Source organism: Methylosinus sp. DMC45 (assembly GCF_056313885.1).
This window is the reverse complement of the sequence record NZ_JBQUZK010000047.1, coordinates 63,110-84,809: the sequence shown is the minus strand read 5'-3', so window position 1 is coordinate 84,809 and position 21,700 is coordinate 63,110. Positions and strand designations below refer to the sequence as shown.

The following is a 21,700-nucleotide window of genomic DNA, read 5'->3' as shown; positions in this document are numbered from 1 at the left end:
CCGTCCGTTCGTCAGAGCGCCTGGAAGAGCGCTTTATACATGGCATCTATCGCCGAGATGAGCTTCGCCGACGCTTGATAGGAATTTTCCAGATCGAGCATTTTCGACATTTGCTCGTCGAGATTGACGCCGGTCGCATTGGAGAGCGCGTCGGTCGTCTGCGACAGCAGCGTCGACTGATAGGATTCGGTGTCCTTCGCCTGCTGGCGCTGCGCCTCGAACCATCCGAGGGAGGAGGTCGCATAATCTTGGAGAGACATGCTGGAGCCGAGGCCAGAGGAAGGATCGAAGCTCTGCGTTGTCGAAAAAGATGCGACGAGCTGATTTATACGATCCGTGTAACCCGCGGCGCCGGTGGTGTTGTAGAGATAGGCGGAGTTGGTCGGATCGGAAATGCCGCCGTCGCGCAGCCTGTCGAGATTGCCGCCCTGGCTCGGATCGGCATTCGGATTCACGATGATCTGGCCGGCGAGTCCCGGCACGACGCTCGCGGTCGGCACCGACGTCGCGCCAGAGTAGGTGAACAGCCCCGGCGCCGTGGTTCCGATTCCAGATTGATCGCTCTCCGCGAAAGCGGCGATCAGCCCGCGCGCGGTTTCGTCGAGCTGGCTTTGATATTGCGGCGCGACGACGTCGCGAAGCTGCGTGAGGCCTTGCAGCTTGCCGGATTGAATCGCCATCGATGCGGATGCGCCTGTCACAGGCACGCCATCGACATAGACCGCATTGCCTGTCGTCGAGGCCGTATAGGCGCCGGTCGGCTGAAACGTCACCGATCGCGCCGTCGTCTCGAAGAGCGTCGCGCCGCCGTCGGCGTAGATCACCATATCGTTATTGGCGCGCGTGACCGTGGTGACGCCGATTTCGGACGACAGCGATTTGAGAAGAGATTCGCGCTGGTCGAGCGCGGAGGAGACGTCTCGCCCGGCCTGCGTGCCCGCGACGACGTCGGCGTTGACCTGCTGAAACTGCGAAAGGATCGAGTTGATATTGGCAACAGAGGACGCGATCTCGCCATCGGCCTGCGTGCGCAATTGCTGCACGGTCGAATCCGCGGTGTTGAGCGCCTGCGCCACCGCCTTGGCGCTCGCGAGCACGTTTTGCGCGACGGTCGTGCTCGAGGGCGAGGCGCTATAGCTCTGCAACGCGCTCTTCAGCGCCGCGAGCAGAGACGCCGGAGAGCGATTCGTGCTGGTGTCCGACGCGGTGCCGGAGGAGAGCCCGAGCGCTTGATCGATCTGGTCGAAGCCGGAAGACAACGCCGCGGCCGAGGCCTGCGTCGCGGTCGCCTGCAGAGAATTTTGAACGAGAGCGGCGTTGGTGGCGCGCGCGACGCCATCGATCTGCGCGCCGCCATTGGAGGTCGTGGAAACCAGAGCGGTCTTGGTCGCATAGCCGGAGACATTCACTCCGGCTATGTTGCGTGACACGACATTTATTTGCGCGGCGATCGTTCCGAGCGATTGATTGGCGATCGCTCCGGCATTCGTGAGTGACATGGCGACCGCCTATCTTTTTATCGCTTATTTCAGATTGTTCAGCACTTGCATCACTTCCGAAGCGACCTGGAAAACCTGGCTGTTCGCAGTGAAGGAGCGCTGCGCGACGATCATGTTCGACAATTGGGTCGCGAGATCGACAGTGGAGCCCTCGAGCTGATCGGATGCGATGGCTCCCATGGTTCCCGAATTGGCGTCGCCGAGATAGGCTGCGCCGGATTCCTTGGTGACGGCGAATGTGTTGCCGGAGAGCGCCTGCAGATTGCTCGGGCTCGCGACTGTGCCGAGCGGAATCTTATAGGCGGACACCGACTTGCCGTTGCCGAGCACATAGCTGAGCGTGCCGTCCTTGGCGATGCTGACGCTGCTGACCTGCGAGGCCGCGTTGCCGTTGATCGTCGGATTGGACACCGAGAAGGAAGATCCGAGCTGGGTCAACCCGCTGAGATCGAGCGCGAGCGTCGAGCCATTCGGCACGGCGATCGAAGCGCTCGAGCCGCTGGTGATGCTTCCATCGGTGGAGGAGAAGGTGAGCGACTGAGTGGTGAGCGGTCCTGACGAATAGGGGAATCCGCCGCTCGTCGCGTCCGCGGCGTTGTAGACCGACATTTCCCAGGTATTGGAGGACGTCTTCGAGTAGTAGACGTCCAGCGCCACCGCATTGCCGAGATTGTCATAGGCGGTGACGGAGGTCTTATCCGTGTAGGTCGACGTCGATGCGTTCGCGGAAGGCAGATCGGCGGCGGCGATCGTCGAGGCGGTGGAAGGAAGATTAGCGGTCAGCGAGCCCTTCGTCGAAGCCGTGCCGATCTCCTTGCCATAGGGAATGGTGACGGCGGTGAGTCCAGAGGGATCCGTCGGCGCCGAGGCGGCCGATGAGCTGTAACCCATGAGATAATAGCCGGCGGTATTGACGAGCCGACCTTGCGAGTCGGGAAGGAAAGAGCCCGCGCGCGTCAGGTAGCTGTTTCCGGCGCTGTCGCTGACGACAAAAAACCCGTCGCCCTGAATGGCGAGGTCGGTCGCCGATGTCGTGCTGAGCGTGGTGCCGGATTTTGTGACTTCGATGACATTGCTCGCGCTGACGCCGCCGTCGGCGTCGTTGCCGCCTTGAAAGCTCGTCAGCATCGTCTGAAATTGAGTGGTCGCCTCTTTATAGCCGACTGTATTCGAGTTCGAGATGTTCTCCGCGACCGCGCTGAGCGCCGTGGTCTGCGCCGACATGCCCATAACCGACGTGTTGAAAAGCGCGCTCGCCGTCATCTGTCATTCCTTCATATCCGTGAGACGCCGGGATTAGAAGTCTCGAGGCTTGCGTGAGGCTGTCGGCTGCGCGCAAGTGAAGCTTTCGGTGAAAACGGTTAACCTTGAAATAATATCGCGCTCCTATCTTTCATGCGCCGACGGAGATCTCGACGTCTCGAGATGTTCGGCGCGACTGACAGAGGGGCGTTGGAGTTGACGAGACGAGATGCGATCAAGCCGCTTTTGAATGGCATGAAAGCGCGGGACATGGGCGCGGACGCATGGCTTCGCTCGGTCACATCGCGCGTGCTCCCGCGCGAGGGCATTGTCACTTATTCGGTCGTCGTGGAAGAGCCGCCGTCCTTCATCGAGCGTCGCCGAGAGGCGCGGCGTCCGGTGCATTTGCAATCCGGCAAGATTCTCGACGGCGATGAACGCTTTTTGACGGAATTTCTCTACCGAAACCGAACGGGCGGCGGCATTCGGCTGCGCCTCGCCCAGCGCGTGCCGCTGCCCCGCTCCATCATTCTCTATGACGATCAGCTGGGCGCGCTGCTCTCGGCCAATGTGATATGGCAAAATGGCGTCGACGCCGGCTGCCGAATGAAGGGCCGCTGGCCGCACAATGAAAAATTGCTGCTGCGAATGAGCGGCCCGTACTATTCACTTCAATGAGTAGCGCAGGGACGGCGCAAGGCTCGCACCAGATTTGATTACTAATTTCTTAACGACCCGCCGTTCCTGGGAGACTCCACAATGCACCCGATCAATGAATTGAAGCAGCTTCGCGAGCAGATGATCGAACAGCTCACGCAGATTCCCGAGTATCAGGCGTTGAAAGCCATGGAACGGTTCATCGGCGAGCTGTCGAGCATTTATGACAGCTCCAATGGTCAAGCGAGCGAGCCGGCGATGCACAAGCCCTCGGTCGCCGCGCTGGACGCTCGTCACAAGAGCGACATTGCGAGCGCTTCGCCGCGCGTCACGCCTTATATTCCCGCGCATCGCGTGGCCTGATCCATCGGTGGAGCGATGCGCCGAATTTTCGGCGCAGCGGCGTGTCCATTGTCTCGAATCATGGCGCCCGCCTGCGGCGGACGCCCTCTATTGCCCGCTAATGAAGATTTAACTGCCCATCGCTAGGCTCTGAGCATATCGGGTTGACCGTTCGAGCATCGGTCAAAAGCATGAAGCTGCCTCGATATGCCGGCGATCCGGCATGTCCCCGTCGGGGGCGCCTCCTTCCGCACGATCAGTCGAACCAACGCGACTCCGCTCTCCGCGCGAGAGCCATGCGCGCGTGACGGGACCTCGCGTCCTTTCGCCTGCCTAGCGATCACGAGGTCGTCCGTCACGGCGGAAGCCGATCGTCGTTACATCAGCAGCGGGGGCAGAGCGGTGAAGATATACGCGACACTTGTTGCGCCCGTCATCGGGATCGCGGTCGGACCCATAGTTTCGCTCGGTCCGCGCCTGCTGCAGGGCGGAGCCTCCTTCGATCCATTATGGGGAGCCGCTGGAGCGAGCGTGTCGCTCATCGGCGCGATCGCCGCTTATCGCGTGATCTCGAGCCGCATGTCCCATCCGGCGACGTCCCTCGTCGCCACGCTCGATCGCATTCGCAATGGCGATCTCGAGACTCCGGTCGCAAACGGCGCCAAGAGCGGCGAGCTGAGCGCCGTCTTCGACGCGCTGGAAAATCTTCGCGCCACATTGCAGAGCGACATTCGTCGCCGCGCCGACGCGGCGAGCGCGGAGCAGCGCGCAGCGGCCGAGCGCCGCGCAGCGCAGGACGCCGAGTCGCACGGCTATGTCGCGGCGCATGAATTCTTCATGAAGTCCTTCACGGAAGGGCTGGAGCGTCTCGCGGCGGGCAATCTCAAGCACCGGCTGAACGATCCTTTCTCGTCCGATTACGAGAAGATTCGTCATTGCTACAATGTCGCGCTCGACAAGCTGCGCGGCGCCTTCGCGGATATGCTCGGCCATATAGATGGCCTCACCTCGCGGACCGGCGAGATTGCCGGAGCGGCCGATGCGCTGGCGCAGCGCACGGAGCAGCAAGCGGCGAGCCTCGAGCAGACATCCGCGGCGCTCGAGCAGATCACAGCTACGGTGCACAAGACCTCGGATGGCGCGCAGCGTGCAGCCGGCGTCGTCTCGGAGGCGCAGGCCGACGCCACGCGCAGCAGCGAGATCGTGCGCAATGCGATCGAAGCCATGGGACGCATCGAGACTTCGTCGCGCCAGATCGGGCAGATCATCGGCGTCATCGACGAGATCGCCTTTCAGACCAATCTTCTCGCGCTCAACGCCGGCGTCGAGGCGGCGCGCGCGGGCGAGGCGGGACGCGGCTTCGCCGTCGTCGCCTCCGAGGTGCGTGCGCTCGCGCAACGCTCGGCGGATGCCGCGCGCGAAATAAAGAGCCTCATCTCGACATCCTCCTCGCAGGTCGAGGACGGCGTGGCTCTGGTGGCGCAGACCGGCAAGTCGCTCGATCGCATCGTCGATCAGGTGGTCGAGGCCAATAAGGTGGTGGTCGAGATCGCCAATGGCGCGCGCGAGCAAGCGACAGGGCTCACCGAGGTCAACACGGCCGTCGCGCAAATGGATCAGTTCACGCAGCAGAACGCCGCAATGGTCGAGGAGACCACCGCCGCGAGCCATGGCTTGAAGAGCGACATAGAGCGGCTGGCCACCTCCGTCGCCGCCTTCGATCTCGGCGAGCGTGGCGAGGCCGCGGCTTTTGCGCCCAAGCGGCAAAAGCCGCATTCGACGAACAAAACGCCGGCGCAGCCGCGGCGCGTCACGACGCGTGGCGGCGCGCTTCCGAAAGAGCAGCCTGCGCAGGTCGAGGAAGGCTGGGAGGAGTTCTGATCATGGCCGAGACGTTTTCCCGCGTGGCGACGAATGAGGCGAAGGAGTTCATCGCCTTTCACATCGGCGCCCAGACTTTCTGCATCGACATAATGGCGGTGCGCGAGATTCGCGGCTGGACGCCGGCGACGCCATTGCCGCATGCGCCGAGCTTCGTGCGCGGCGTCATCAATCTGCGCGGCGCCGTGCTGCCGGTCATCGATCTCGCCACGCGTCTCGGCCTGATGCAGAGCGAGCCGACGGCGCGTCATGCGGTCATCGTCGTGCAATCGGCCGGACAGGTCGTCGGCCTTCTGGTCGACGCCGTGTCGAATATTCTGACCCTGACGCAGGACGCGATTCAGCCGACTCCCGAGGTCGCCTCCGAGATCGCGCGGACATTCGTGAAGGGCGTCGTCGCCGCGGGCGACGAGATGATCAGCGTGCTGACCATTCAGAATCTGCTGCCGGAGCCGGTTCTCGACGCCGCTTGAGCCATAGCCTCGCCCTCCCCCGCAACGACATAGAGACGAGCCGATGGTCACTGTCAGCCTACCCGAGATCCTCGACATTCGCGCGACCTCTCCGCTCGCCGCGGAGCTTTTGCACGCGCGCGGCAATCCGCTGACGATCGACGCCTCGAGCGTCGCCAAGGTCGGCGCGCAATGCATCCAAGTCCTGCTGTCCGCGCATGCGACCTGGACGGCGGATGGATTGCCCCTGAATGTCGTCCATCCGTCCGAGCCTCTCCTCGACGCCCTGGAGACGCTCGGCATTCCCTTCACCGATATTTCCGAACAGGAAAGCACGAAATGAGCAAGACTATTCTGACCGTCGACGATTCTCGAACCATGCGCGAGATGCTGATGCTCGCCCTGTCCGAAGCGGGCTTCAGCGTCGTGCAGGCCGAAGACGGAGTGCATGGGCTGGAAGTGCTCGAGAAGGAGACGCCCGATGTCATCGTCACGGACATCAACATGCCGCGCATGGACGGCTTCGGCTTCATCGAAGGCGTGCGCCGGCACGAGAAGCATCGCGGCGTTCCGATTCTGGTGCTGACGACCGAGAGCGACGGCGAGAAGAAGGACCGCGCGCGACGGGCCGGCGCGACCGGCTGGATCGTCAAGCCGTTCAATCCTGTGAAGCTCGTGGACGCAATTCGCCGCGTGGCTGTGTAGAGCGTAGCGTTGCAAGGGAGATCGCCCGTGGATCCGATGGCCGCCATCAAGCAGACATTCTTCCAAGAATGTGAGGAGCAGCTCGTCGAGCTGGAGAGCGGGCTGCTCCGAATGGAGGATGGAGACGACGACCTCGAGACCGTCAACGCCGTGTTTCGCGCCGTTCACTCGATCAAGGGCGGCGCGGGCGCCTTCGGCTTCGACGAGCTCGTGGAATTCGTCCATGTCTTCGAGACCACGCTCGATCTCATAAGATCCGCCAAGCTCGCCGCGACGCCGGCCGTGACCAAGACTCTGCTGCGCGCATCCGACGTGCTCGCCGATCTTGTTCGCGCCGCGCGCGAAGGCGGCAGCGCCGACGCCGGCGCGGTGAAGGTCATCGCGGACGAGCTCAGCGCTCTGCTCGGCGGCGCCCCGCGACATGGCGACGACGATGGCAAGGTCAGCGTCGAGGCGCTCGATTTCCAGCCTGTCTGCATCTCGCTCGATTCGATCTTCGACCTCGGCGAGCCGGAGGCGCCGGCGACGCAGGATTTCATCGTTCGGTTCAAGCCGAGCGCCGGCCTCTACGCCAAGGCCAACGAGTCGCTGCGCCTGCTGCGCGAGCTCGGCAGCCTCGGCGAGATGAGCGTCGAATGCGACATATCGGAGATTCCGCTGCTGACGGAGCTCGACCCGGAAGGCGCCTATCTCAGCTGGACGATTCGTCTGACGACGAGCGCTTCCGAAGCGCAGGTGCGCGAGGTGTTCGAGTTCGTCGAATGGGATTGCGAGCTCTCGATCGAGACGGCGGATGTCGGCAAGCTGCTCGAGGCTCTGCAGGAGTCGCTCGAGCCGCATGAGGCGACCGAGGCGCCCGTCGCCGTCGCGGAGCCCAAGCAGGCGAGCGTCGCCGTCGATCCTGCGCCAGCGCCCTTCGCCGCGCCGAGCGACGATCATCCCGCCGCCGCGAAGGCGGAAGCGGCCAAGGGCGACGGCTCCGGCTCCGTGCAGGCGACGATTCGCGTCGATCTCGATCGCGTCGATCGCCTCATCAATCTCGTCGGCGAGCTGGTCATCAATCAGGCGATGCTGTCGCAGCGCGTCTCCGAGGCCGGCCTCTCGCGCGCGTCCTCGGTCGTGATCGGCCTCGACGAGCTCGAGCAGCTGACGCGCGACATTCAGGACAGCGTGATGGCCATCCGCGCGCAGCCGGTGAAGCCGGTGTTCCAGCGCATGTCGCGCACGGTGCGCGAGGTCGCGTCGATGACCGGCAAGGCCGTGCGCCTCGTCATGGACGGCGAGACGACAGAGGTCGACAAGACTGTCATCGAGCGCCTGACCGATCCGCTCACCCATATGATCCGCAACGCCGTCGATCACGGCATAGAGAAAGCGGAAGACCGGATCGCCGCCGGCAAGCCCGAGGAAGGCTCGCTGCGACTCTCGGCGACGCATCGCTCGGGCCGCATCGTCATAGAAGTCGCCGACGACGGCGCCGGCATCAATCGCGCGCGCGTGCGTCAGATCGCGGTGTCCAAAGGGCTCATACCGGCGGAGGCCAATCTCACCGACGATGAGATCGACAATCTCATCTTCCTGCCCGGCTTCTCCACCGCCTCCTCCGTCTCCAACATCTCCGGGCGCGGCGTCGGCATGGATGTGGTCAAGCGCGCGATTCAAGCGCTCGGCGGCCGCATCTCCATCTCCTCCGTTCCCGCCCGCGGCTCCACATTCTCGATGAGCCTGCCGCTCACCCTCGCCGTGCTCGACGGCATGGTCGTCACTGTCGGCGGACAGACTCTGGTCATTCCGCTGACCGCGATCATCGAGACGCTGCAGCCCAAGAAGGAGAGCGTGCACGAGCTCGGCACCGGCTCGCGGGTCATCGCCACGCGCAACACTTTCACGCCGCTGATCGATGTCGGCGCCGTGCTGCTCTATCGCGACGAGCCGATCGAGCCGACGTCGCAGGTCGCGCTTCTCGTCGAGTCGGAGAGCGGCGCCAAATGCGCGCTGCTCGTCGACGCCATCCAGGGTCAGCGCCAGGTCGTCATCAAGAGCCTCGAGACCAATTACGGCCATGTGCATGGCATTGCGGCGGCGACGATCCTCGGCGACGGCCGCGTCGCGCTCATTCTCGACGTCGATGCGATCGTCGCGCGGCCGCGCGCCGATATGATCGTCGCCGAAATGCCCGCGGCGGCGGAATAGATCGCCTCGACGCCAGCATCGCGCCACGCCTCGCGTGGGCCGCCACTCCAGATAGAATCGCAAGCAGCCGCATGAAAACCCGCCAACTCGCCTCGGCTCCGCTCGTCCCAGGGGAATTCCTGCTGACACAGGAGGATTTCCGGCGCATCGCCTCGATCCTGCACGAGGACGCCGGCATCTATCTTCCCGACGCGAAAGCCACGCTGGTCTACTCGCGTCTGGCCAAGCGGCTGCGCAGCCTCGGCCTCGAGAGCTTCCGCGACTATTGCGCGCTCATCGTCAGCCAGGATGGCGTCGATGAGCGGCAGAAGATGATGGCGGCGCTCACCACAAATGTGACGCGCTTCTTCCGCGAGCCGCATCACTTCAAGCATCTCGAGGAGAATGTTCTGGCCAAGCGCGCCGCCGCCGTGCGCAAGGGCGCGCGGCTGCGCATCTGGTCGGCGGCCTGCTCCAATGGCCAGGAGCCTTATTCGATCGCCATGTCGATCCTCTCCGTCATACCGGATGCGGCCGATCTCGACGTCAAGGTTCTCGCCACAGATATCGATCCGAACATGGTGGCGGCCGGCGCCAATGGCGTCTATGGCCGCGACATAATGGAAGCTGTGCCGTCGCATCTGCGCAGCCGCTGGTTCACGCCGCTCGGCGGCGGCCGCGACGAATGGGGCGTGACGGAAGAGCTCGCCTCGCTCGTCTCCTTCCGCGAGCTCAATCTCATCGGACATTGGCCGATGAGCGGCCGCTTCGATGCGATCTTCTGCCGCAACGTGGTGATCTATTTCGAGGAGAAGACGCAAGAGAACATATGGAGCCGCTTCGTTCCTCTCCTCAATCCAGAGGGGCGTCTCTACATCGGCCATTCCGAGCGCGTGTCCGGCGCGGCCACATCCGCCTTCGAATATGACGGCGTCACCACTTATCGGCTTCGCTCCAGAGGAATTTCGTAAGATGTCTGTTCGTGTGCTGATCGTCGACGATTCCGCAACCATGCGCGGCCTCATCGCAGCGACGCTCTGTCGTGATCCCGCGATCTCCGTCGTCGGCGAGGCCGCCGATCCGCTGGAGGCGCGCCAGGCCATCAAGACGCTCGATCCCGATGTGGTGACGCTCGACGTCGAGATGCCGAATATGAACGGCCTCGAATTTCTCGAGAAGATCATGCGGCTGCGCCCGACGCGCGTCATCATGGTCTCGACCGTGACGGAGCGCGGCGCCTCGACGACGATCAAAGCGCTCGAGATCGGCGCCTTCGATTGCGTCGCCAAGCCGTCGTCCAAGGATCCGCGCTCTTTCGACGAGCTGCCGGCGAAGATCAAGGCGATCGCCGCCTCGCCGATCGGCCGCCACGAGCCGCTGCGCAGCGAGCCGGTCCGCGTCGAGGCCGCAGCGTCGCGACGCGAGGCGCCGACCGCCGCGTCGCGCTATGCGCCGGACGGACGTCTCGTCGCCATCGGCTCCTCCACCGGAGGCGTCGAAGCGCTGCTCACCATATTGTCGCATTTTCCCGAAAATTGTCCGCCGACCATCGTCACTCAGCACATGCCGCCGGTGTTCACGGCGAGCTTCGCCGCGCGCCTCGACCGCATGTGCAAGCCGCAAGTCGCCGAGGCCACGGATGGCGCGCCGATCCTCCCCGGCCGCGTCTATCTCGCGCCCGGCGGCGCCGCGCATCTCGAGGTGGTGAAGAGCGCCGCCGGCGGCTATCGTTGCCGCCTCACCAATGCGGAGGCGGTGAATGGGCATCGTCCGTCGGTGGATGTCCTGTTCAATTCGGTCGCGCAGAGCGCGGGTCGCAACGCGCTCGGCGTGATCCTCACCGGCATGGGCCGCGATGGCGCGCAAGGGCTGCTGGCCATGCGCAAGATCGGCGCGGAGACGATCGGCCAGGACGAGGCGAGCTCGCTCGTCTATGGCATGCCGAAAGCGGCCTTCGAGATCGGCGGCGTCGGCAGGCAGCTCGCGCTGCAGCGCATCGCCGCCCATATCCTCACTTCGACGAACCAGTAACAGTACGGGGGAATTCCATGTCCATCGCCGACCAGTTGAGAGTCTTGATCGTGGACGACACGAGCACGAGCCGCATGCTCATTCGCGACGGTCTCGAGGAGCTCGGCGTTCGCAATATTTTTTTCGCCGGCGACGGCGAGCAGGCCCTGCAATTCATGATGGCCACTCCCGCGCATCTCGTGATTTCCGACTTCAACATGCCCAAGCTCGACGGGCTCGGCCTGCTGAAGGCGATCCGCAATTACAATCCGACCAAGAAAGTCCCCTTCATCATGCTCACGGGACGCGCCGACAAGGCGCTGCTCGAAAATGCGGTGAAGCTCGGCGTCAACAACTTCCTCACCAAGCCCTTCACCGTTCCGGCTCTCAAAAAAGCGCTCGAAGCGATCATCGGCAAAATCGCGTGACGCAAATGAACGCAGCCATGAAACGAGTCCACATCATCCAAGGCGAGTATAGGGTGGTCGACGATCCCAGCGTCGTCCTCGCGACGGTGCTCGGCTCCTGTGTCGCCGCTTGCCTCCGGGACGCCGGCGCCGGCGTCGGAGGGATGAACCACTTCCTCCTGCCCGGCGACTTCACCTCGTCGCGCAATGGCGAGGCCGAGCGTTACGGCGTGCATCTCATGGAGCTGCTCGTCAACGGCCTGCTGAAGAAGGGCGCGCGCCGCGACCATCTCGAAGGAAAGCTGTTCGGCGGCGCGCGCATGATGGAAGGCCTCTCGGACATCGGCGCGCGCAACGCCGAATTCGCGAAGCGCTTTCTGAGGAACGAAGGCATCCGCCTCGTCGCCGAGCATCTCGGCGGCGACAGAGGGCGACGCGTCGAATACGAGCCCGTTTCGGGACGCGCGCGGCAGAGCCTTCTCTCCGGCCCGACGCCCAACGTCGCTCCGGCGCCGGTCGTCATGCCGAAGCTGCCGGCCGCGGGCTCACTGGAGCTGTTCTGATGACAGAGCCGAAGACGACCTCGCCCTGCGGCGCGCATGAGCGACCCCAACCGCTGGTCGAGGTCCTCTCCCGGCTGGCCACAGAGCTCCGCAACGCGGCCAAGGAGACAGACCGCCTCCATTGCCTCGTCGACGGCGTCGAATGGAGCAATCTCGAAGAGAAGCACGAGCTCATCCACTCGGCGCAGGCGATCGACTCGATCGAGCAGACGCTCTCGGGACTATCGGATTTCGTCTGCGCCCTCGCGGAGCTCGCGCCGGCGGATTGGCAGGTCTGCGGCGGCGCCGCGGCGCGCAGCGTCAAGCTCGCGGAGCTGGCGGCGCGCCTCGGCGATCACGACGACGACGGACGGACGGATCACCCCGCCGGCGAGCTGGAATTCTTCTGAGCGCGGCGCGCGCGCTCAATCGTCGTCGGCGAGCAGATCGCGCAGCTTGCGGCTCTTCGCCCATTGCGCCGCGTCCTCGACGGCGTTCTTGAACGCGCCGACGTCGACAGGCTCGCGCGCGCGATCCGAAGCGGTCTCCATCAGCCCTGCGGCGACGGACAGCAGCACGGTCGTCGCCGCCCGCAGGAAGGTCGCCCCGTCTCCCTTGGCGTCGTCCACCTCGGCCAGCAGGCGATTGGCGGCGCCGCGCAGCTCATAATCGAGCGTCTCCAAATCCCGACGCAGCTGCGGCGAGAGCTCGCGGCATTCGGCGATGGATATAGGGCCGAGCCCGCCCTGAGAGGGCGCCTCTGCGTCGCCGCCCGGCGAGGACGGCGGATCGACACGCGTCACGGCGACCTCCAAACGCTGACTTGCGACAGCCGCTCAATTCGAGCCCTATAGCATGGCTCCGCCAGAATCAATCCGCTGGACAACCGGTCGTTGCAGCCGCGTCGCCGCTTCGCCTCTCGCGTCACCGGAAGTCGGGTCCGCAGCGCTGCGCGTCCATCTGCGCATTGACGGCGTGCAGCTCGCCTTTGAGCCGCGCGATCTGCGGCTCGCGATCGTCGTCGAAGGGCGTGCCCATCGGCGTCGGAACGCCGAGCGTGCGCGTGCGATCGTCCGCGGCGAGCTGGTCCTGCGCCGAGCCGGCGAAGATCAGCGCCTGCGAGATGCGCGCGCGCCGCGCCACGAGCTGCGCGCAATCGGCGCCGACGAAGAGCGCCGGATCGACCGGCGCCGGCTCTATCTCCAACGTCGTCTTGGCGCAGGCCGAAAGGCCGAGCGCGGCCGCCAGCGCCACAGCGGCGCGGCGCGGAAGGATGCGGAGGAATGGCTTCGCTCTCATTGTCATGCGCGTTCAAAAATCCGTCCAGGCTCTGCTGCGACGGTCGCTCGCGCCGTGGCGCCGGTCGGGCGCTCCGACGCGACGCGGCTCGTAGACGCTTTCGCCGCACGAGGCGACGAGCCGCGGCCCACTCGCGCGCGCGTCCATGTCGCGGGCGATGCGGAAGCGCGAGATCATCTCGATCAGCCGCCGTGTCTTCTCGCTCAGCCCATGGCTGACGGCGGTGGTCTGCTCCGCCATAGCCGCGTTCTGCTGCGTGATCATATCCATCTGGCGGACAGAGCCATTCACCTCGTTCAGCGCGGCGGCCTGCTGGCGCGCGCGATCGGCGATCTCCGCCACCACGCCGTTGACGCGCGCGATCTCCTCGACGATATGCGACAAGGCTTCGCCCGTATCGCCGACGAGCGAGACGCCGCGGCCGATCTGCGCATTGGAGACCGAGATCAATGTGTCGATCTCCTTGGCCGCCTTGGCGCTGCGGCGCGCGAGATCGCGAATCTCCGCCGCCACCACGGCGAAGCCGCGTCCCGCCTCGCCGGCGCGCGCCGCTTCCACTCCCGCATTCAGCGCGAGAAGATTGGTCTGCGTCGCGATCGAGTCGATGACGCCGATGATCTGCGATATCTTCTTCGAGGATTGCTCGATATCGCCCATGGCGCCGATGGCCTGCTGCACGATGCCGCCGCTCGCCTGCGCCTCCGAGCTCATGTTGGAGACGATCTGCCGCGCATTGCCGGCGTCCTCCGCCGTTCGCGTGACCGTCTCGGTGATCTGCGCGAGAGCCGCCGCGGTCTCCTCGAGATTCGAGGCCTGGCTCTCCGTGCGCCGCGACAGATCATCGGCCGCGGCGACGGTCTCCTGCATGCCGGCGCCCAGCAGCCGCGTGCTGTCGGCCATCTCGCCGATCGCCTCCGACAATTGGCCGACGGCGGTGTTGAAATCCGTCTGCAGCCGGCGATAGGAGCCGGGAAACTCGTCGTTCAGCCGATAGCTCAGATCCTTTTCGGCGATCTTGGCCAGCCCGTCGCCGAGCAGCTGGACGATGCGCGCCTGGGTGGCGTTGGCCTCGGCGATGAGATTCTCATTGGCGCGATGCGCGAGGATCACCTGCCGAAGATTCACGAAAGCCTCGGCGAGCCGCCGCACGCTCTCGGAACAATCCTCGATCTCGAGCCGATAGGAGGTGTCGCCATCGGCGAGCCGGCGGACCGCCTCGGTAACGGCGGCGAGCGGGCGAACGATGCGCGTGCGCACGGCCACGCCGCCGAGAATGCAGAGCAGGCCGATGAGAACCGGCCCGACGAAGAGCGCCGCCAATCTCGGATCGCGCGTCGCCTCCAGGCGACCGGCGAACAGGCTCCAGCTCGCGACGGCCTGCGCGAATGCGATGGCGGCGATGGCGGACAGCAGCGCGGCCGACCGCATTCGCAACCCCCTCGGAATAATAGCGCGCAAGCCGATCACCCTTTTAATTTGCGCTCATCCGCAAGCAATTATTCGCGACGCGCCGGAAGCGCGCGCAGACGCGGCCATTCGACCGCGCCCCGCGCGACATGGCGCGGGCGACAGAGAATCCTGACCCGCCGCCAGAAGCCAAAATGGCTCAGCCGACGTTAAGTTAAGGTTAATAGAAGCCTACTTCTGCGTGTCGGCCAGCGCCGTGGCCCGCGTGCTCGCGAGCGCCTTCTCGATCTCGGGAAGCAAGGTCTCTTCCAGAGCCTGCCGGGTCAAAGGCCCGACGAACTTATAGGCGATGGCGCCGTCGCCGCGGATGATGAAGGTCTCCGGCACGCCATAGACGCCGAAGTCGATCGCGACGCGCCCGGCGAGATCGACTCCGATCGCCGCGAAAGGATTGCCGACCTCCTCGAGGAAGCGCAGCGAATTGGCCGGCTCGTCCTTATAGGCGAGGCCGGCGAGCGCGACGCCCTTTTGCGCGAGCGCGGGATCCTTGGCGAGGGCCAGCAATTGCGCGTGCTCCGCCCGGCAGGGCGCGCACCAGGAGGCGAAGACATTGACGACGCTGACGCGGCCCTTGCGCAGATCGTCGCCGGTGAGGCCGCCGACGCCCGCGAGTCCCGGCAGAGCGGGAAGCGTGAATTGCGGCGCCTGCTTGCCGATGAGCGCCGAAGGCAGGCGCGAGGCGTCGCCCGCGAAGAGGCGCACGAGAAAGAGGCCCGCCAGCGCCACGAAGACGACGAGCGGCAGGAACAGCGCCAGCCGGCTGCGCGGCGCGGAATCTTCGGCGCTCACAGCGTCTCCCCTCGCGCGGCCGAGCCGTTCTTCTCCAGCCGCGCCAGCTCGGACGAAAGACGTCGATGCTCGAGCAGAATGCGAAAGGCGATGATGAGGATGGTCGCGGCGGTCAGGCCATAGGCCAGGAGAATATAGCCCCAATGCTCGTCGGTCACTGCGCCGGCTCCAGCAATTGTCCAGAAGCGCCGCCGTCTTCTCCGGCGGCGGCGATCTGCAGCGCCAGCCGCGCGACGCGCCGGCGCAAAATCTCGTTGCGGATCGCCATCAGATGCAGCGCCAGGAACAGCGCCGTCGCGCCGAGCGCCATGATGAGCAGCGGCCACAGCATGGAGGCGGCGATGGTGGGTCCACCGGCGCGCAGCACAGAGGCCGGCTGATGCAGCGTGTTCCACCAATCGACGGAGAATTTGATGATCGGAATATCGACGAAGCCGACCAGAGTCATGATCGCCGCTATGCGCGCGCCGCGCGGAGAGTCTTCCATCGTCTGGCGCAGCGCGATGAGGCCGAGATAGAGCAGGAAGAGGATCAGCATGGAGGTGAGACGCGCGTCCCACACCCAATAGGTCCCCCACATGGGCTTGCCCCAGAGCGAGCCGGTCACGAGGCAGATGAAGGTGAAGGCGGCGCCCAGCGTCGCGGCGGTCTTTTGCGCGGCGTCGGCCAGAGGATGGCGCCAGACCAGCACGCCGAGCGAGGCGGAGGTCATGACCACATAGGCGAACATGGCGAGCCAGGCGGCCGGCACATGAATATACATGATCTTGACCGTCTCACCCTGCTGATAATCGGCCGGCGAGACGAAGAAGACGAGATAGAGGCCGAGGCCGAGGAGCAGCGCGCTCACGCCGCCGAGCCAGGGCAGGACGCGCTGCGTCAGCCGCAGGAAGACGGCGGGATTGGCTAAGGACGAAAACGCGATCATGACGGCCTGCGGAACGAGACGCGACGGGCGGACAGGGAAGCGCCCTCTCCGCCCGATCGATCGGTTGGAAGTCGATCAGTTAGAAGCCTTGGGCTTCGACGAGTCGGACGGCTTCGACTGGTCGGCGGCGCTCTGCGGCTTGAACTTGCCGTGCAGAATCTCGACCGCGGCGATCAGCTGCTTGTCCTTCTTGGGGTCCGGCGGCACATAGGCCTGCGAGCCGCTCTTCTCGTCCTCGCCATTCTTCAAATGGCCCTTGAGCGAGGCCTCGCCCTTGGTGTCGTCCTTGCCCTTCAGCTCGTCCGGCACGTCCTGCAGCAGGTTGATGTCGGGATCGATGCCCTTGGCCTGGATCGAGCGGCCGGACGGCGTGTAGTACCGCGCCGTGGTCAGGCGCAGCGCGCCATTATTGCCGCCGAGCGGAATGATGGTCTGCACCGAGCCCTTGCCGAAGGAGCGCGTGCCGAGAATGGTGGCGCGCTTGTGATCCTGCAGCGCGCCGGCGACGATCTCCGACGCCGAGGCCGAGCCGCCGTTGATGAGCACGACCACCGGCTTGCCGCGCGAGATGTCGCCGGCCGCCCGCGCATTGTAGCGCTGCGTCTCATCGGCGGTGCGGCCGCGCGTCGAGACGATCTCGCCATGGTCGATGAAGCTGTTGACCACCTGGATCGACTGGTCGAGCAATCCGCCCGGATTGTTGCGCAGATCGACGATATAGCCCTTGAGCTTGTCGCCGGGCATCTCCTGCTGGAACTTCTGGATCGCGGTGCGCAGCCCGTCCGAGGTCTCCTCGTTGAACTGGGAGATGCGGATATAGCCGATATCCTCGTCCTCCTTATGCGAGCGCACGGATTTGATATGGATCTCGGCGCGCGTGAGCTTGACCTCGATCTTCTCCTTGTCCTTGCCGCGCAGGATGGTGAGCTTCACCGGCGTATTGATCTGGCCGCGCATCTTGTCGACGGCCTGATTGAGCGAGAGCCCCTGCACATTGTCGTCGTCGATGGCGAAGATGAGATCGCCGGACATGATGCCGGCCTTGGACGCGGGCGTATCGTCGATCGGCGTCACGACCTTCACCAGGCCGTCCTCCTGCGTCACCTCTATGCCGAGGCCGCCGAACTTGCCCTCGGTCTGTGTCCGCATGTCCTTGAAGCCCTTGGCGTCGAGGTAGCTCGAATGCGGATCGAGCGAGGTGAGCATGCCGTTGATCGCCGATTCGACGAGCTTCTGCTCGTCGGGCCTCTCGACATAATCGGCGCGCACCTTGTCGAAGACATCGCCGAAGAGGCTCAGATTTTTATACGTGTCGGCGGCGGCGGCGAAGGCCGGGGAGCCGATCAATACGCGCGCATGCTGTCCGAGCGTGGCGCATCCCGCCCCGATGACGATTCCCGTTATGATCAATGAGGCCTTGCGCATCATCCGCCAACCTTCTGAAGTTCCGGCTTCGCCCACCATGGGCCCGGATCGATGGACGTTCCGTCCTTGCGAAACTCTACATAGAGAATGGGCTGTTTCGCGCCGATAGCAATGGCCGCCGCAGTCCTGACGGCGCCGCCGCCCATGTTCGCCACCGGCTCGCCGGCGAGGACGAATTGTCCCACGGCGACGGAGATCTGGTCCATTCCGGCCAAGGTCACATAATAGCCGGCGCCGGCGTTGATGATCAAGAGTTGACCGTAGGATCGGTAGCGCCCCGCAAAAACCACCCAGCCGTCGCTGGGCGCGGTGACGACCGCGTTTTCGCGGGCCGCGATAGAGACGCCCTTCTCGGTCGCGCCCTGGCCGTCCGAGGCGCCGAAGCGCTTGACGATGCTCCCCGCCGAAGGCAGCGCCAATCGACCTTTCAGATCGGCGAAGGCGACGGCTGGAGCGAGACGGGCGGGGTCCTTGAAGGGCGCCGCCAGCGCCTTGGCGCGGCTGTCCAGCGACATTGCGGCGTCGGCCGCGGCGCGCTCCGCGTCCGCCCGCCGCGCCGCTTCCGCCGCGCGCGTGGCCGCGTCCACCTCGCTCTCCATGCGGGCGATCAGCTCTTTGAGGCTCGTCGCCTTGGAGGCCAGATTGCGCGCCCGCTCGGCCTCGAAATCCAGCGCGCTCTGCGCGAGCATCAGCGCCTTCTGCCGCGTCTCCACCAGAGCCGAGAGGCGGACGCGCTCCTCCTTCAAATGCTCGAGCTCGGCGATGAGGCTCGTTCTCTCCGCCTCTATACGCCCACGCAGCGCGATGAGATCGGAGAGGTCGGTCTTGAGCGTCTCCACCTCGGCGCGCATCTGCGGCAGCACGGAGCCGAGCAGCATGGCGGCGCGAATGCTCTCCAATATATCCTCGGGCTTGGCCAGCAGCGCCGGCGGCGGCTTGCGCCCCATGCGCTGCAGCACGAGCAGCACCTCGCCGATCAGCGCGCGGCGGCTGGCGAGCGATTTGACCAGCGCCTGCTCGCTCCGCACCGAGGCCTCGAGCTTGGCGCTCACCTCCTCGACGCGCTTCTCCAGCACGCCGACCCGCTGCGCCGCATCGATCAGCGCTGCGTTGAATTTCGTGCGATCGGCGCGCAGCGTCTCGATTTCCGTCTCGATCTTGCGACGGCTCTTGGCGGAGACGGTGATCGTGTCCTCGAGGCTGCGCAGCTCCGAGCGTTTTCCAGAAATATCGGGAGAATCCGCATTGTCGGCCGCGTCCCGCGTCTCGGCGACCGGCGTCGGCCTCAGCGTCGTCGTCGCAATGGCGCCGCGCAGATGCTCGCCCCGCGCGGGCTCGGCGACAGTCGTCAATGCGAGACAAAGGGCGGGAAGACAGACGACGGGAAACGAGGCCCCCGGCTCCCGACGCTCCGCTCTCCGCATAATCCCGCCGCTCGCCCCATGCCTCATGAACGGCGTTCCGCTCCGCCCGCAACTCTTTGCGCCCGCCGGAAGCCGGCGTGCGAATCTCGCTGCAGTTTGGCTATTCAATAGCGTCCATATTGCGGCGAAGCCGTCGCCTAGAGCGCCATCCGATCCAATCGGATCGGATGGCGCTCTAGATTCTTTCGTTGGAAGCGAATTCTGATCGATCGAACGATTCCGTTCGATCGGAAAGCGCTAGCGGCGCGGCGACAGCAGGAAATCGACGCCGCTCCCGCTTTCGCCCTCCGGCGCGCCCTTGGCGACCGGCTTGCCGCTCTCGCCGGCGACGGAGAGGCGCGCGCGCTCGACGCCCATGCGGCCGAGATAATCGACGACGCGGGCGGCGCGGTCCCGCGCCTTCTCGCGCTCGGCGCGGTCGCCGCCCTCGGCGCGCACGCGCACGTCGACCTCGGTCTGCGGGCAGCGCTGCAGCAGGCCGACGGCCTTGTCCAGCGCTCCGGTCGCGCCGCGCCGCACGCCGGCGCCACGCTTGGCGAAGCGCACAGGCTCGCTGGCGAGCGCGGCGCTCAGCGCCTTCTGGCAGCTCGCGAGGTCCAGCTCGCCGCTGGCGGGAACCGTGGCGCTCGGCTCCTCCCCCGCCGCCGCCGGCTTCGGCAAATTGGACGGCTTGCCGAGTTCTGAAGGCTTGACGACCTCCGACGGCTTGGCGGGTTCCGAAGGCTTGGCGGGTTCCGAAGGCCTGGTAGGTTCCGAAGGCTTGGCGGACAGCTCGGCCGGCGCCGAAGGCTTGCCCATCTCCGCCTTTCCGCCGGCTTCATATTTCTTGCCGGCTTCCACCGCGCCGGCCGGCTCGGAGGGCGGAGCGCCTATGGAGGGTCGCGCCAGCTCCGGCGCGGCGGCGGATGGCGTCGAAGGCGCCGGCCTCACCCCTCCCCGGCCCTGCTCCTTCGGCTCGAGCGCAGACTTAGGCGCCACGACCGAACCGCCATTCGGCGCTCGCGGCTGACCATTCTGCGCCGGCGGCCCGGCGGCGCCATTGGGCGCGGCCGGCTCGTCCTCGCGGGCGGCGCGGCGCGTAATGGCGGCGTTCTCGTAATTTTTGGCGGCCGCGCCGGTCAGCGCGTCCACATCGGCGATTCCCCGCACGCCTGGAATATGGGCGATCTCCTCCGCCGCGGCGGCGCGATTGGGCGCATTGCGCGGCAGCAGGACGTCACGGCCGGCGACGTCGAGATAGGCGGGATCGCCGCCGATCTTCTCGATCGCGCTCGCCGCCTTGCGCCGCAGATCCTGCTCCATGGAACGTCCGGCCAGAATGCCGGCGCCGAGCCAGATGAGCGCCAGCGGAACGAGGCCGAGCGCCCAGCCCTCATTATCCCGCAGCGAATGCCGCCCGATGAGCGCGCCGACCAGCGCGCCGAGAAGAAAGGCCGGGAACAGCAGCAGCGCCGTCTCCAGCCAGAAGCCGGAGCGCCCCGGCAGCAGCCCGAGCATCGCCACCGGCAGGCCCGCGGCGAAAGCGAGGGCGAACCACACCAGCCAGCCGGCGACCGGCCCGCGCTCGGAGCGGCGCGCGATGGAGAGCGCCGTCGCGATCCCGACCGCGAAGGCCGAGACGCCCCAGGCCCAGAAATGCGTGAGGAGATATGTCATGGCGCTCGCATGGTCCGGCCTGCGCGAGATTGCGTCACGGCCCTATCTTTGGCAAGGCTCGGGCTTTCATCGGGAGAGGCGCGTGACGCGGACATTTTCATTCCCCCTTCTGCTCGTCGCGACTCTGGCCGCCGCGCCGGCCGCGGCGCTCGACGCGGGCGGGGAAGCGCGAGCGCAAATCCTGCCCGTCGAGCGGACGCCCTTTCATGTGCCGGCCTTCCGCAATGAGGCGGTCGCCATGCTGAATGTGCTGCTGCCGCCGCATCGCGTCGCGCCCTATCACGAGCATTCGCGCGATTTCGCCTATGTGGTGGTGCGCGAGAGCCCGACCCTCGTCCAGAATTGGGGCGATCCCGCGCCGACGTCGATCCGTTGGTCCCGCGGCGCGGTGGGCTTCGGCGCTTTTTCCAAACAGAGCCTCACTCACAGAGCCGAAAATGTCGGGGATGCGCCGCTGAGCATCGTCGGCTTCGAGATTTTGCAGAAGGCGCCGCTCGGCCGCACGCCCTCGGAGCGGCCCGCCGCCTTTGCGCAGATCATCGACAATGAGCGCCTGCGCGGCTGGCGTCTCGCGCTGAAGCCGGGCGAGTCGACGCCGGCCTTCACGCAGACCGCGCCCGGCGTGCGGATCGTGGTGGAGGGCGGCGAGCTGATCGAGACGGATGCGGAGGGCGCCGGGCAGAACATGGCCTTGCAGCCGGGCGATTTCCAATGGCGCGACGCCGGCCCGGCCCGCGCGCTGCGCAACGCCGGCGCGACGACGATAGAGATGGTGGAATTCGAGGTGAAGTGAAGGTTCAGAA

The 21,700-nt window shown here is 65.7% G+C and carries 24 protein-coding genes; 13 read left to right on the top strand and 11 right to left on the bottom strand.

Annotated features, from left to right (window positions below):
• Positions 1-11 precede the first annotated feature (11 nt).
• Both flgK and ACT53T_RS15300 read right to left on the bottom strand, forming a co-directional pair.
• Entirely contained in the window at positions 12-1,499 is a 1,488-nt protein-coding gene (gene flgK / locus ACT53T_RS15305; RefSeq protein WP_476161842.1) for a flagellar hook-associated protein FlgK, read from the bottom strand.
• A gap of 24 nt (positions 1,500-1,523) precedes the next feature.
• On the bottom strand, positions 1,524-2,762 hold the full coding sequence (locus ACT53T_RS15300; protein WP_476161841.1) for a flagellar hook protein FlgE: 1,239 nt from the start codon (positions 2,760-2,762) through the stop codon (positions 1,524-1,526).
• Positions 2,763-2,957: 195 nt separating this feature from the next.
• Between ACT53T_RS15300 and ACT53T_RS15295 the strand changes: the two genes are divergently transcribed.
• From ACT53T_RS15295 to ACT53T_RS15240, 12 genes are all read left to right on the top strand, one after another.
• Positions 2,958-3,419 carry a hypothetical protein gene (locus ACT53T_RS15295; protein ID WP_476161840.1) on the top strand — a complete coding sequence of 154 codons (462 nt, stop codon included), beginning with the start codon at positions 2,958-2,960 and terminating at the stop codon, positions 3,417-3,419.
• Between the two features lie 81 nt (positions 3,420-3,500).
• Complete coding sequence (locus ACT53T_RS15290; protein ID WP_018264550.1) at positions 3,501-3,761, top strand: hypothetical protein; 261 nt, start codon at positions 3,501-3,503, stop codon at positions 3,759-3,761.
• A 381-nt stretch (positions 3,762-4,142) separates the two neighbouring features.
• Positions 4,143-5,621 (top strand): methyl-accepting chemotaxis protein, encoded by a 1,479-nt coding sequence (locus tag ACT53T_RS15285; protein WP_476161839.1) that lies wholly within the window; start codon positions 4,143-4,145, stop codon positions 5,619-5,621.
• Between the two features lie 2 nt (positions 5,622-5,623).
• Positions 5,624-6,094 (top strand): chemotaxis protein CheW, encoded by a 471-nt coding sequence (locus tag ACT53T_RS15280; protein ID WP_018264548.1) that lies wholly within the window; start codon positions 5,624-5,626, stop codon positions 6,092-6,094.
• Positions 6,095-6,137: 43 nt separating this feature from the next.
• Complete coding sequence (locus tag ACT53T_RS15275; protein WP_476161838.1) at positions 6,138-6,416, top strand: STAS domain-containing protein; 279 nt, start codon at positions 6,138-6,140, stop codon at positions 6,414-6,416.
• Complete coding sequence (locus tag ACT53T_RS15270) at positions 6,413-6,778, top strand: response regulator (RefSeq protein WP_018264546.1); 366 nt, start codon at positions 6,413-6,415, stop codon at positions 6,776-6,778. The genes ACT53T_RS15275 and ACT53T_RS15270 overlap by 4 nt, the downstream gene beginning before the upstream one ends.
• A 36-nt stretch (positions 6,779-6,814) precedes the next feature.
• Positions 6,815-8,971 (top strand): chemotaxis protein CheA, encoded by a 2,157-nt coding sequence (locus ACT53T_RS15265; RefSeq protein WP_476161897.1) that lies wholly within the window; start codon positions 6,815-6,817, stop codon positions 8,969-8,971.
• Between the two features lie 71 nt (positions 8,972-9,042).
• Positions 9,043-9,921, top strand: a complete 879-nt coding sequence (locus ACT53T_RS15260) for a CheR family methyltransferase (RefSeq protein WP_400766672.1) — start codon at positions 9,043-9,045, stop codon at positions 9,919-9,921.
• A gap of 1 nt (position 9,922) precedes the next feature.
• Complete coding sequence (locus ACT53T_RS15255) at positions 9,923-10,981, top strand: protein-glutamate methylesterase/protein-glutamine glutaminase (protein WP_476161837.1); 1,059 nt, start codon at positions 9,923-9,925, stop codon at positions 10,979-10,981.
• 17 nt (positions 10,982-10,998) lie between these two features.
• Positions 10,999-11,388: a response regulator gene (locus ACT53T_RS15250; protein ID WP_018264542.1), complete on the top strand. Its 390-nt coding sequence runs from the start codon at positions 10,999-11,001 to the stop codon at positions 11,386-11,388.
• Positions 11,389-11,405: 17 nt separating this feature from the next.
• Positions 11,406-11,930, top strand: coding sequence for a chemotaxis protein CheD (locus ACT53T_RS15245; RefSeq protein ID WP_245258395.1), 525 nt, complete (start codon positions 11,406-11,408; stop codon positions 11,928-11,930).
• Positions 11,930-12,319: a hypothetical protein gene (locus tag ACT53T_RS15240; protein ID WP_400766666.1), complete on the top strand. Its 390-nt coding sequence runs from the start codon at positions 11,930-11,932 to the stop codon at positions 12,317-12,319. The genes ACT53T_RS15245 and ACT53T_RS15240 overlap by 1 nt, the downstream gene beginning before the upstream one ends.
• A 15-nt stretch (positions 12,320-12,334) precedes the next feature.
• Here ACT53T_RS15240 and ACT53T_RS15235 read toward each other — a convergent pair whose 3' ends face one another.
• The 9 genes from ACT53T_RS15235 to ACT53T_RS15195 all read right to left on the bottom strand — a co-directional run bounded on the left by ACT53T_RS15235 (position 12,335) and on the right by ACT53T_RS15195 (position 20,897).
• On the bottom strand, positions 12,335-12,712 hold the full coding sequence (locus ACT53T_RS15235; RefSeq protein WP_476161836.1) for a hypothetical protein: 378 nt from the start codon (positions 12,710-12,712) through the stop codon (positions 12,335-12,337).
• Between the two features lie 121 nt (positions 12,713-12,833).
• Positions 12,834-13,208, bottom strand: coding sequence for a hypothetical protein (locus ACT53T_RS15230; RefSeq protein ID WP_476161835.1), 375 nt, complete (start codon positions 13,206-13,208; stop codon positions 12,834-12,836).
• 12 nt (positions 13,209-13,220) lie between these two features.
• The gene (locus tag ACT53T_RS15225) at positions 13,221-14,636 is read right to left on the bottom strand and encodes a methyl-accepting chemotaxis protein (protein ID WP_476161834.1); all 1,416 of its coding nucleotides are present in this window, start codon (positions 14,634-14,636) and stop codon (positions 13,221-13,223) included.
• A 210-nt stretch (positions 14,637-14,846) separates the two neighbouring features.
• Positions 14,847-15,464 carry a DsbE family thiol:disulfide interchange protein gene (locus tag ACT53T_RS15220; RefSeq protein ID WP_476161833.1) on the bottom strand — a complete coding sequence of 206 codons (618 nt, stop codon included), beginning with the start codon at positions 15,462-15,464 and terminating at the stop codon, positions 14,847-14,849.
• On the bottom strand, positions 15,461-15,622 hold the full coding sequence (gene ccmD, locus ACT53T_RS15215) for a heme exporter protein CcmD (protein WP_036289388.1): 162 nt from the start codon (positions 15,620-15,622) through the stop codon (positions 15,461-15,463). The genes ACT53T_RS15220 and ccmD overlap by 4 nt, the downstream gene beginning before the upstream one ends.
• Positions 15,619-16,392 (bottom strand): heme ABC transporter permease, encoded by a 774-nt coding sequence (locus ACT53T_RS15210; protein WP_476161832.1) that lies wholly within the window; start codon positions 16,390-16,392, stop codon positions 15,619-15,621. Before ACT53T_RS15210 ends, ccmD begins: the two co-directional genes overlap by 4 nt.
• A gap of 75 nt (positions 16,393-16,467) precedes the next feature.
• Positions 16,468-17,820 carry a S41 family peptidase gene (locus ACT53T_RS15205; protein ID WP_400766659.1) on the bottom strand — a complete coding sequence of 451 codons (1,353 nt, stop codon included), beginning with the start codon at positions 17,818-17,820 and terminating at the stop codon, positions 16,468-16,470.
• Positions 17,817-19,241 (bottom strand): murein hydrolase activator EnvC family protein, encoded by a 1,425-nt coding sequence (locus tag ACT53T_RS15200; protein ID WP_476161831.1) that lies wholly within the window; start codon positions 19,239-19,241, stop codon positions 17,817-17,819. The genes ACT53T_RS15205 and ACT53T_RS15200 overlap by 4 nt, the downstream gene beginning before the upstream one ends.
• A gap of 237 nt (positions 19,242-19,478) precedes the next feature.
• Complete coding sequence (locus ACT53T_RS15195) at positions 19,479-20,897, bottom strand: OmpA family protein (RefSeq protein ID WP_476161830.1); 1,419 nt, start codon at positions 20,895-20,897, stop codon at positions 19,479-19,481.
• On the opposite strand from ACT53T_RS15195, the gene ACT53T_RS15190 reads away from it, so the two are divergent.
• Positions 20,896-21,690: a cupin domain-containing protein gene (locus ACT53T_RS15190; RefSeq protein ID WP_476161829.1), complete on the top strand. Its 795-nt coding sequence runs from the start codon at positions 20,896-20,898 to the stop codon at positions 21,688-21,690. The two genes, ACT53T_RS15195 and ACT53T_RS15190, sit on opposite strands and share 2 nt — an antisense overlap.
• Positions 21,691-21,700 lie beyond the last annotated feature (10 nt).